Raw genomic sequence first — 11,136 nt, forward strand, 5'->3', positions numbered from 1 at the left:
TAATTGCTCACCTGGTCCGAATGGGGATAGATCACTTGTTGCCAGTGAATCTCTAAATGCAATTAGTTTATCGGCGAGATTATCAAAACGATTTGTCAATCCACGCAATGCATTGGCTTCTTCCTCATATGAAGATATCAGGGCGGATCTTTCATCAATTATTTGCTGTACAGCAGCAGCTTGCGCGCGGGACAATTCTTGTTCAGCAGCAGATAGATTGCTTTTAGCCTCTGATAATATGCTATTAGCTGCGCTAAGCTCCCCTTGAACTGCTGATAATTCTTTCTGTGCTCTTGACAACTCATTTTGCGCTGAAGTAACACCAGCCTGTGCATCCGCTACTGCACCCCTAGCAGCTTCAACAGCCAATTGGTTTTCAGCGTTGGTTAGTGCCTCTCTAGCATCTCGAATTCTCGCGTCGGATGCCGCAGTGGCAGCAAACTGTTCAGTCAAACTTATAGATAGGCTGGATGCTGCATTTCTTACGGCAAATAATGCTGGAGCTAGAACAAGAAGATCATTCGCGAGAGCCGCGCCTTCAGCCCCGGCATTAACAGCAGCTACAACCAAATCACCAAACTCATTTACAGTTATATCTGTGCTTAACCCAAGTCTTTTCAATTCTTGTTCAAGCGCTCCAGTAGATGCCGCAACTTGTTGACTAGTTGATCCAAAATTTGTTACAAAAAAACTAGCTCTTGCAAGAAATTCATCAAAACCACCCGCTGCCGTTATTAATGCGGCTTTTGTTTCATCTGCTAGGTTGGAAATAACCCCGAATACAGCAGCATCCTCTAAAGTGCTAATCGTTAATGCGAATTCTGCCATTGTTGATTCTGCTTTTTCAAGTTTATCGCTCAAGTCATCACTTGTTTCCGCCAATGCTTCTTCTGCATCCCTAACCTGTTTAAATGCCGGGGCAAGATCAAGCAAATCATTTGCAAGCTCAGTACTAATTCCACCAGCCTCAGTGACAGAGATAACCAATGCTTTAAAATCTTCAACGGATATATCAGTAGCCACGCCTAAACTTGTTAACTGCCTGTTAAGACTACTTGTGGCAATATCAAGTTGTTCAGAATCTGTTAAAAAATTAGATGCGAAAAAGTTTATCTTTTCGTTCAATGCCTCAAATCCACCAGCCATTTCCACAAGTTCGCTACGTGTGGAAATACTAAGACCACCAATAGCATCTTGGGCATCTTCAGCAGATACACCAAAAACAATAAGCGCATCCTCAAGGGATACAAACTCAGATACTATGCGAGATAGTGCCTCAGTTGCTGTTTCACCACCTTGTCTGAAGTTTTCCAAACCAGGGAGCAATACGTTAGCCATATGGTCCCCAACATCGCTGATTGCTTGATTTATCGCCTCAGCGCTTATCGGCTCACCATCCGCCCCAGCTAGATCGATAGTTGTAGAAAATCCATCTAACAAATCGGCATTTAAACCTAACACATCTGCGGTATCTCGTAAGCTGTCTCCCATTCCAATTATGGCCTTGTCAAGGAGAGTGTCTATCGTCAAAGCTGTATCTTTGGCAGATTCAGCAAATTCTCTGAGTTCTCCAGAAATGCCGCTTTCTCGGATACCTTTAAATGCATTCAACAACTCCCCAGTTTCGCCACTCAATAAAACATTATCAGTTTTACCGCCTCGTAATAGTCCGCCCTTGGCTTGAAACCTAGTGTTGAGCGCCCCCTCAAATCCAGAATCAAGACTAACATCACCAAGCAGTCGTGTTTCTTGCTGTTTAAGTGGCCCACGACCAAATATAGAAGCAATCGCCCCGCCGATAGTTCCACCAATGCCGCCACCAACAGCAGATCCAAGAGGACCGAATATAGCTCCGATACCTGCACCAATACCAGACCCAATAGCACTAGTTACCGTACCACTAGCCCCGAATACTTCTTTGTCACCAGCAATCGAAGATCCGATACCTATTCCTATGGCAGCGCCAGATAAGCCCGCAAATACTGTTCTACCAGCAGATAGCAACGAACTAACAGCAGTACTAGCCCCACTTGTTCCAGTTCCGCCCAATGCCGTCCCGGGCCCACCAATAAAGGCAGTGCCAGCACCTCCAGTATTACTAAATTGGCTGGTGTTAGATCGAATGCCTAATCCACCACCTGCACGCCCAACTAAATTAGATACACCGCCCAATCCTAATGTATTAGAAAAACCGCTCCCGAAACTTCCCCCATTGAATATTGAAGCAACCCCATTTAAGATACCGCTTGCTGCTATTTCAGCTAGCATTTTACGCAGAACATTAGCGAAATTTTTAAACATCCCGTCAAGACCATCTTTGAAGGGATCAAAGAGGAACTCGGAAAATGCACTTTGAATACTCCTAGCAGCCCTAATCCCAAATTGAGACATCTTTCCGAATATAACTTCAGATGTCTTTTCAACTTTATTTAAGGTTTCGTCAACTTTTTCAACCTCCCCCTTAGCAGCAGCAACAGCGGCTTGATATTCTTGCCAACCTAAACCATTTTGAAGAAGGACTTCAAGTCTCGCCAACTCTTCATTAAGCTCTTGCTCTGAGGATTTAAATTGCTCCGTTACATCAGCGACCTCTTTCAAGATCTGCTCTTGTTCTTCAAATGCTCGGCTTGATCTATCAATATCGTCAATCAAATCATTGACACTATCCCCCAGACCCAATCGTTCGGCTTGCATTTTTCTGAGTTCAACAGACGTTTTGCCAATCTGCTCTTGTTCATCGGATAGATTCCCGACAAAATCAGCTCTGGCTTTAGCGGCTTTATCCAATGCACCAGACGTGTTCCCATGTGCGTCCGCTAAATCGTTTTCAGATTTAATCAGTTTCTCTTCTGCTTCAACTAGTCTGGTTGTAGCTTCTGTTTGAACATTTGTTAGATCACTGAGCTTTAATGCACCAGTTTCTGTTCCAGCCAGTTCTTTTCTAATATCAATTTGCTCATCGAGCTTATCGTTTAAGCTTGTGACATCAGCAACGTTTTTATTCACCCTGTCGAGGAATTCCGCTCCCAATGCTTGGGCACCAGCAAGATCACCCGAAGCCAATGCTTTAATTTGACGTAAGGTAACTAAAAATAAATCATTACCTCTTATGATAAGATTTAGTACGTTCCCTATAACATCACCAGCAATAGCAAACGCTCTGGCAATTTTATTACCAAATTCTTCTAAATTTCCGCTCCTGACCAACTCCTCAGTAGTTTTCGTTAGCTCCTTGAGTAGATCAGTATAAGCACCAACAGATAGCAGCGCGGCGTTATCAAACACACCACCAATCTGAACTTTCAAATTTTCAGCTAGGCGATCCGTGGAACGCAACTGCTTACCCGCATTGTTCATGGCTTCTTCATACAAACCAGTTAATGCTGGGGCTTTTGCTAATACAGCATTAAGACGTGCTTGTTGTTTTTCAGATTCAGACAACTGGTCTGCGTTTATACCAAGCTCTGCCGCAAGTTCTTTGTATGCAGCGTCAAATGTAGTTACAATCCCAACAGATCTGAGAGTTACCAAACTAGCGTTAGCCACACCAAATGTGATGCGCTCCAGTGCTTCAGAGGTATTCAATTGCCCAACGATTGCAGCATTTCGAGCAAGGTCGGCGAGTTCTTCGGCTTTAGCTAAATCAATTTGGGAGGATGCAAGTCTGAGAACAGTTTGACGAGCCTCAAGCATTGAAATACCAAGACCTTCCAATGATTTAACTGTATCATCTAGAAATTGACGAGTCTGCCCTGTATTGCGACCAACAGTAGTCAAAGAAATACCAAGCTCGTTATACCGTTGACTTAAAGTTGCAGCCTCTTTTGCTTGCTGGGTTAGCTTCATGGCTATAAAACCAGCTCCAACAAGTTTAAGAGTATTAGAAAGGGAAATAAGTGTTGAGTTTGACTGTTTACTTGTGTTGTCAAACTCTTTCAACCTTTTGTTAGCGTCGCTAAGCTGTTTCTTTGTTTTTTCTAACTCAGAATTTGTTTTCTTCGCGCCGCTAGATTTTTCAAGCGTTCCATTAACTTTAAGCAGAGTTGCGTTAAGTTGCTCAAGGGTTTTTAGTGTGCGCTGGGATGCTGCATCAACACCGAGAATAGCATTCTCAGCCTGCTTCCCACCAGTCTTGGCTTTGTCAGACTTTATAACGACATCAATTGGAAAATCGGCCATATTGCTTATTACCTCTTATAGGATTTCATTGATGCATGCTGTTCTTTATCTATTTTTTTCTTACGCTCAGCAGCGATATAAGATAAAAATGAATTATCCACAAGTGAAACTATATCGATACAATCTTCCAACAATTGGCCCTGGATATCATATCTCAAAATCTGTGCCCTGATTTCACTCCTCGGTATTGGCCCATTTTCAAAATGTCTTTCTGTGTGTAATTTCCAAAAAGAAGAAAGGAAAAAGGTTTCGGGAAAATCCAAAATTGCTGGATCTCTCGCCCAATCTGGAATCTCCCGACCTTTCGCCTCAGCGGTTTCGAGCATCCATCCGTCTTTTTCAAAACGAAGATCATACTCTAGCCGCTCAATTATTTTTTTGCCACACTCTCCGCATCAATGGAATCAGTCCAGTTCAAAGGATCGGAACAATAATCCCGCATAGGATCAATTATGTAACTTGGCAATGACAACAAATAGTCTCGACATGCTTCCTCGCTGAACGGAACAAGTTTTCCGCTGTCATCTATTACGTCTTTCCAATCAGTCACTACAAATTTTGCATAAAGTTCGATATCATCAGTACGAACTTTTTCTATGTCAACTTCAGTTACCTTTTTTGATTTCTTGCGTGTTGGTTTATCTTGAGCGTCTGCCAATCGTTTTCGAAACAAAGCCCGATTAGCATCGGATGACGTTGTGACAAATAAAACCGGACATTTCCCATTGATTTCTAAATCAACAAGCTCATACGGTTTGACCAAATCTGGTTTTACTTTTGCTTTTTCTAAATAATTAAACTTTGACATTTTTTCACCTTGTGTTGTATTAAATAAAGATGCTACTAAAAGAAGAGCAGTCATATCACCTCCTGTGTAAATGACTGCTCTAATTATATACGATTACAGTAAGGGAGTTGGGGAAACACTCAGGCCAATTGATGTATTCAATGTAGCATCCTTGAACGCTGTGCCAGTTGTATTAATCAAAATGGACTCATTAACAGGAAGATTCAAAGACCCATCACCCAAAGTCATACTTGGGATATTAACTGCCACTGTTCCGTTGTCATTTTTAATAACAAACGTCATACGTACTGTTTCATTAGCCCGAATTTTATTAATTACTTCAGCATTAGTGAATACCAGTTGCGCGGTTACAGTAACGCCAAAATTTCCAGCATTCATAAACTTAGCACCCAACGTTCCCAGAACTTTTTCAGGTGATACGTTATTTGTAATCGACAAGTTCAATGATTTGAAATCAGTGGTAATACCGTCATCATCTGTTTCAGCAATTCTTAATCTAGCAATATCCGCAGATGTATTAAAGGCTGTTGTGGTCACAGGAGTAACTGCGGCACTTGCGCCGGTTTTTCTGGAACCTGCTGAAACTGGGTTTTCTGTATCAGTACCAATGAAGTCAAAAGTAATCTCTGACTTATTCGTTAAAGGTAGATCGAATCCAACTGTGTTCAAAAAATTACCTTTAGCATACTGGTACATATTTGCACCACCAGTATCTAACCCGATAAACTGACCTTCAAAATGCACAGATCTTTCTAAGAACTCAGAATCCGTTGTTTCCACATTTCGGAAGAATTCGCCAAATAAGATATCAACAGCAGTCGCAGGATCAGTTCCATCAGTAAATTGTAAAGCTGCGTCAACATCGTCAAAAATAACATCATCGGTAGAAATTGACACAACTCTGCAATGACCAAACATATCGTTGGCAGCTAAATTTTCAAAGGCACGTTGTGATACGCCAGCTGCTGTTTGCGATCCTATATGCACAATTTGACCTGGTGTTAAGCCCAATGCAGAGAGAACTGTACCTTTACCGGTTGCATTTAAAGTTGCTTGCTTTGTACTACCATTCCATGTCCAAGTAACACTAGTTGCCGCTGAAATCTGATATCCAGCAAAAGATAATCTGGCAGAAGCTGGAGCAGTCTCATCGACTAAATTTTCAACCACACTTATTTCAGTGGCAGCAGTAGCAATATCTGCATCAACAACCTTCAGGCCATTATTGGCAGAACTCGTATATCCGGATATATAAATCAAGGTATCGATTTCAAATTTATCTGCTTGTGCGGCAGTTAAAGCAGCAACGCTATATTCATCAGCAGTTGTGGCAGCGGCAGTTGTCGCTAAATTAGATACATCAGTATTAATCCCTGTAGCAAAAACAAGTGCTTCTGCAAAATCACGAACTGAGTCCCTTGTGGCATCTGCTGTAAAAGAAACAGCGCTATCCAAATCAGTTACAGATCCTTTTAAAGCCTGCCTGTTTGGGCTTAATGGCGCTCTCGGTACTGTTGTTATCGTAGCACCAAAAGTACTCAAAGCATTTGGTTCAAGGCGCTTCCAGTTTGTTGTATCTGGCGTACCTAATGCGGTTTCATTGACAAAAGACAAGCCAAAATTATTTGTTAGGGTGCGAGGCATAACTTAAATCTCCTATTTGATTTCTTCATACGTAAAATTAATTTCAACTTGTAATTGATACCATTCACCGTCTGGACCAATATCCCTAATTATGGAATCCTGACCGACAACACCATTGAATCTCTCACCTTCATATAAATCTTCAATTTGCTTAGCTAGTGCAGTTCCAGAAGAACTACCTTGATTTATTGGGCTAAACACCTGAACAAATATAATACCGTTACGATCATACTTTCTGTTACCAGACTGACCTAAAGATCTTTGTCCACTAACTGCCAATCTAGATACTAATCTGACCCAACTTGTAGATATATCATTACTGGCTGGCATCTCATTCGTAAATGAAAACGGAGTGGTTGACCCCCATGCTGCTATAAAACGATCATTAATAGCTTGTTGAGCCTGGTCTAGCGTTGTCATGTACTTTTGGCCAATCCTGCGGCAACAGCAATTTGAACAAATCCCGAAGGTGCCTGCTTCGAGTGCCCATCGTTTAACGGTCTAATATATGGCACATTGTTGCTTATAAAAATATCTTGATTAGAGTTATCCGTCTGCACATTCAATGTCCCAACCACTTGAGCCAGTGAGAATTGGCTAGCACTTGCAGCCCCGCCAACATTATCTCTAGATCCAACAGTCACACGCGAAGGGGTGCCTATCTGAGATACCCAATTATTTGCCGCCCAACTAGTATCCCTTGGAGTTGTTGTGGTTAATTCTTTGTGAACATTTAACACCAATTTCGCCCTTTCTTTACCGACGAAATTATTCATCTCCACTATAATTTTACTTGCTTGCGGACTCATCCCAAGGTGTCTTCATCTTTAGTTTTGGCTTCGATTTAACGACTTTGGATAACTTATCAATATCAGGTGTTTTAACTTCTCCGACTATTTCAGGTTTCAAACTGGAATCGGATTTTGTAAGATTGATCATCGATTTTGCCCATAATGATCCCTTAACACCGATAATCCGACGACGATATAAACTCCTAATATGAAAACCTTTGAATAGCTTTTTATCAATTGGATCACCTGGTTTCAAAGAATCTTTTTCAGTAAGCCGCAAATGCTTAACAGCTACAAATTCAAGTGATCTATTAAATAATTGCTGTCTTACCATGATCTTTCCCTTTTTGATGTTCTGCCGATCTCTTATATTGACAACCGGCAGAACTTCCATTTCAAAAGCTATTAAGCAGCACTTACCGTGGTAAACATATACCCAAGGTCTGCGGCTGTCAGTTTCTGGTCATAGGACATTTGTCCCTCGATCCTATCTGACTCAATGGCTTCATTACGAAAACGCTTGATCCGTATACCATTTGATGTGGCACCAAGAAAGCCAGTCCAGGAAAACACAACACCTGCTGTTGGCTCATCAAGGGAAACTGAATTTGGAGCGTAATACAATAAAACGTCATCTCCGCCAATGAAACTAATCGCATCAGCGGCACCTTCAATAGCCGTATTCTTAACCGCATCCATCACAAAAATTTCATCTATTTCGAACAACTGAGCAACTAAGGTCCGCATAACCATTGCAGGTAACGCGTTGTTGGCTCCGCCAGTGATACGGGAAAGCATTGCGTCATTGTCGGTCAACGTATCCCATGCTTGGCGACCGAAAATCATCTTGTTTGGTCGAATACCGGTCAATCCTTGAATGGTTCGCTTGCCTGTTTTAACATCCGCAATCGGATCACTTGAGGCAGAACTCCAATCCTTATTGACAGCAGTGGTCCAGTTGCCCGGAGTCATAAAAGCAGCTGCAAACTGAATCTCTCGCGTAATCATCAAAATCTGAGATACATATTGAGTAGCTGAGTTATCTAATGCAATTTGAGAATCTGAGGTTGCACGATCCCGATCGCTAACATCCTTATGCCATGCATTAACATTGGCGAAATAAGGAGAGGTTGACAAACGAAAACCACCACCACCAGATTCAGTGGCATTCGCCCGAGCAGTATCTTGTACCCTCCAGAAATCCCCTTTATTAAATTCATAATAAAGATCGGATTGTTTACCTACTGGCAAATTTGGCATCGCTCGCAAGGATATAAAATTTGATTCATCTTGCAAGTATTTTTGACTAAAATTGGTTAGGGGTACATTAACATGTACGTCACCTGGCGTTGGATTTGTAGGCATTTCTAAAACTCCTATTTAATAATTAATATTTAGCAGCGTTTAGGCTACAAATTCGCCAGCAGCTTTGCTAGCCAATACAGTTATCATTTCACCAGCAGCACCGGTTGTATTCAACGCAATACCAAGTACTCTTGCTGTGGCTCCAGTAGCTGTTATTGCTCGACCTGTTGCATCTGACATAACTCGAGCACCAACTGTCACAATTGCTCCAGCCTCAACATCAACTTTCCCGCCGTTTAAGATAGCAACAGGAATTGGTGTTGCGCTTGCAGCAGCAGAAGCCTCCTGACTAACTCCAATTGAATCACCAGCAGCAATTGATTCGTCCACTTCACCAGCTGTAACAACAGCTACAAAACGATTTTTATTAATAACATTCGCCGCAACTGGAGTCATGGTGATGTTCTGTAATAGTTCTTGAGTCATATAATTACTCCAATATATTTATAAATTGCTCAGCCAGTTACTGCGGATTGATAAAGCTTTGGATTCGCTTTAGACACAACATCATATGCAGTGTAATAATCAGTGGATTCTTTTTCCGCGTGTGCCTTGGCAAGTTCATCTAATTTTTGCAAAGAAGCTGACTTTTCTAGTACTTCTCCAGTAACTTCGCCCTCAGTCGTACCAATCGTCTCAAATGATTTGCTCATAGATGCATTCTTGGCTTTTAAAGAATCTAAAACTGCCTGCTTATCTGAATCATCTTTAATTGTCTCGACGGCTTTTAACAAAATCACTCTAGTTTCCACAGTGCCTGGCATAAATTCAAGCTCTGTCTCTGCACGTTTTGCCAACTGAATATTAAGATTGTCTTCAAGTTGCTTGGTCAATTGTGCCTCTGTTTCATCAGCACGTTTTGCCATCGTAACAAGTCTCACATCATCCGACTTGTGAAAAACTTCGCCTGCCTGTGAAGTATAAACGACTGGATCAGCGGACTTTAGCATTTCGATTTCAGCGGCACGATCCTCTTTGGACTTAGCAATGAATTTATCCTGCTTTGCTTTACTCAGTGATTGATAATGTTCTTTTTCCACATCTGTCAATTCACCATAGGCTTTAGCAAAAACAAGTTCTGCGGTCACGGTATCAAGTTGTTTTTGAATTTCCGCTGTATCTTCTGCGGTGTTCTCGGTATTCGGCATATTAATCTCCAAATTTTGCCATCCGCTCGGAGCGGTATTATCAAATGAAATATGATCACCTTGCTTTAAGATGTTCAATTCCAAACCTAGTACACGTGCCCGGCGTGCTATGTGTTGGGCGACATCCTGATCACAAGTAACCTGATTGAAAACAATCACGGCTTTTTTGAGATCGTCGGAATTCTCTATTAAGAATGATCCATCATCCATCGACGCATTATCAGACCAATCTCTTTTTTCAATATAATTAGCTGATTTAAATTCTAAATTCTCAGACATTTGTAAATCACGCTCAATGTTTTCCCGAATCGCATCGGTGAACAACATCACATTAAAATCTTCAGTGTCTATTTCATGAGTGTGCCCATTTGCTTCGCCCATTATCAATTCGCCGTTTTTAACAACAAATGGATGATGGTGAACTGACTCTGAAGTAGCTCCAGAATGACTCGTAGTCCCCGACTCAATACCACCATACTCAAAAAGCAAATGAGCGTGTCCGCTTTTATCTGCGAGTGTCATGATGGCGTTGTTTTGTTCTCGCTTCATGATCACACTTCTTGCCCCTTCTTGAGCAGGCTTATCAACCGCGGACAATTCGGTTATTTTGAATTTGTTTATAACGCGCTTTTTTCTTTTGCTATCATGTGCCGCCATTAACCCTCCCACCCATCAGATACAAACCAATCCCAATCGTCAATCACTATCTATCACCATCAGGTATTAAATGACCACCAATCGAAAAACCGGTATATTCACCAGTTCTAAATTTATTCAAAACTTGATCGCTTCCAGGTTTCATACCCACAAGTAACCCAGTTCTATTTGTTTGGATATTAAAAGCCTTCGCAATGTCGGCAGTGAGAGGGAAAGCGAAAACAACAGATCCCGGCAACTCCCCCTCACTTCCAGCAATGTGCATATCCTTGGCAATCCTGCTGTTTTGCATAAAATCAGCAGCAGCTTCGATCATCGCAGATTCTGTTATGTGATCGCCTTGCAAGTCAAAGTATTCTTGGTTATCAACTTTGCAAATTATTCCCCAGCCTAAAACCAAGCCAAGGGATTCATCCACTTTGCAAAGTGTATTAGTAATTTCAAACTCATTTGACATATAAGGTTTTGCTTATGTATTTGTACAATATTATAAATTATAGTACATTTTTTAGAAATATACTTGAAAAATTAATTTTATTATGAT

General features: G+C 41.4%; 10 protein-coding genes and 1 pseudogene. All 11 read right to left on the bottom strand.

The window, feature by feature from the left end; all coding sequences use genetic code 11:
* Window positions 1-4,179 (bottom strand): annotated as a pseudogene (locus tag Q0688_RS27010) (hypothetical protein); the annotation flags it as partial.
* An 8-nt stretch (window positions 4,180-4,187) separates the two neighbouring features.
* Complete coding sequence (locus tag Q0688_RS27015) at window positions 4,188-4,505, bottom strand: hypothetical protein (RefSeq protein ID WP_299085056.1); 318 nt, start codon at window positions 4,503-4,505, stop codon at window positions 4,188-4,190.
* Between the two features lie 44 nt (window positions 4,506-4,549).
* A complete protein-coding gene (locus Q0688_RS27020; RefSeq protein WP_299085059.1) occupies window positions 4,550-5,041 on the bottom strand; it encodes a hypothetical protein in 492 nt (163 codons plus the stop codon).
* Between the two features lie 39 nt (window positions 5,042-5,080).
* Window positions 5,081-6,631 carry a phage tail tube protein gene (locus Q0688_RS27025; RefSeq protein ID WP_299085061.1) on the bottom strand — a complete coding sequence of 517 codons (1,551 nt, stop codon included), beginning with the start codon at window positions 6,629-6,631 and terminating at the stop codon, window positions 5,081-5,083.
* Window positions 6,632-6,643: 12 nt separating this feature from the next.
* Window positions 6,644-7,051 carry a phage tail terminator-like protein gene (locus Q0688_RS27030; RefSeq protein WP_299085064.1) on the bottom strand — a complete coding sequence of 136 codons (408 nt, stop codon included), beginning with the start codon at window positions 7,049-7,051 and terminating at the stop codon, window positions 6,644-6,646.
* Window positions 7,048-7,407 carry a hypothetical protein gene (locus Q0688_RS27035; RefSeq protein ID WP_299085067.1) on the bottom strand — a complete coding sequence of 120 codons (360 nt, stop codon included), beginning with the start codon at window positions 7,405-7,407 and terminating at the stop codon, window positions 7,048-7,050. Before Q0688_RS27035 ends, Q0688_RS27030 begins: the two co-directional genes overlap by 4 nt.
* 13 nt (window positions 7,408-7,420) lie before the next feature.
* Window positions 7,421-7,756, bottom strand: coding sequence for a hypothetical protein (locus tag Q0688_RS27040; RefSeq protein ID WP_299085070.1), 336 nt, complete (start codon window positions 7,754-7,756; stop codon window positions 7,421-7,423).
* 71 nt (window positions 7,757-7,827) lie between these two features.
* Window positions 7,828-8,787 carry a major capsid protein gene (locus Q0688_RS27045; protein ID WP_299085073.1) on the bottom strand — a complete coding sequence of 320 codons (960 nt, stop codon included), beginning with the start codon at window positions 8,785-8,787 and terminating at the stop codon, window positions 7,828-7,830.
* 39 nt (window positions 8,788-8,826) lie between these two features.
* Window positions 8,827-9,213 (bottom strand): capsid cement protein, encoded by a 387-nt coding sequence (locus tag Q0688_RS27050; protein ID WP_299085076.1) that lies wholly within the window; start codon window positions 9,211-9,213, stop codon window positions 8,827-8,829.
* Window positions 9,214-9,242: 29 nt separating this feature from the next.
* Window positions 9,243-10,592, bottom strand: a complete 1,350-nt coding sequence (locus Q0688_RS27055) for a hypothetical protein (protein WP_299085079.1) — start codon at window positions 10,590-10,592, stop codon at window positions 9,243-9,245.
* A gap of 46 nt (window positions 10,593-10,638) precedes the next feature.
* The gene (locus Q0688_RS27060; RefSeq protein WP_299085082.1) at window positions 10,639-11,049 is read right to left on the bottom strand and encodes an XkdF-like putative serine protease domain-containing protein; all 411 of its coding nucleotides are present in this window, start codon (window positions 11,047-11,049) and stop codon (window positions 10,639-10,641) included.
* Window positions 11,050-11,136: the final 87 nt, after the last annotated feature.

The organism is uncultured Paraglaciecola sp. (assembly GCF_937123705.1).
Taxonomy (GTDB): domain Bacteria; phylum Pseudomonadota; class Gammaproteobacteria; order Enterobacterales; family Alteromonadaceae; genus Paraglaciecola.

Excerpts from the sequence above, each read along its gene's own strand:
- Q0688_RS27015 (WP_299085056.1), bottom strand. The coding sequence starts at position 4,505 with ATGCTCGAAACCGCTGAGGCGAAAGGTCGGGAGATTCCAGATTGGGCG.
- Q0688_RS27020 (WP_299085059.1), bottom strand. The coding sequence starts at position 5,041 with ATGACTGCTCTTCTTTTAGTAGCATCTTTATTTAATACAACACAAGGT.
- Q0688_RS27025 (WP_299085061.1), bottom strand. The coding sequence starts at position 6,631 with ATGCCTCGCACCCTAACAAATAATTTTGGCTTGTCTTTTGTCAATGAA.
- Q0688_RS27030 (WP_299085064.1), bottom strand. The coding sequence starts at position 7,051 with ATGACAACGCTAGACCAGGCTCAACAAGCTATTAATGATCGTTTTATA.
- Q0688_RS27035 (WP_299085067.1), bottom strand. The coding sequence starts at position 7,407 with ATGAATAATTTCGTCGGTAAAGAAAGGGCGAAATTGGTGTTAAATGTT.
- Q0688_RS27040 (WP_299085070.1), bottom strand. The coding sequence starts at position 7,756 with ATGGTAAGACAGCAATTATTTAATAGATCACTTGAATTTGTAGCTGTT.
- Q0688_RS27045 (WP_299085073.1), bottom strand. The coding sequence starts at position 8,787 with ATGCCTACAAATCCAACGCCAGGTGACGTACATGTTAATGTACCCCTA.
- Q0688_RS27050 (WP_299085076.1), bottom strand. The coding sequence starts at position 9,213 with ATGACTCAAGAACTATTACAGAACATCACCATGACTCCAGTTGCGGCG.
- Q0688_RS27055 (WP_299085079.1), bottom strand. The coding sequence starts at position 10,592 with ATGGCGGCACATGATAGCAAAAGAAAAAAGCGCGTTATAAACAAATTC.
- Q0688_RS27060 (WP_299085082.1), bottom strand. The coding sequence starts at position 11,049 with ATGTCAAATGAGTTTGAAATTACTAATACACTTTGCAAAGTGGATGAA.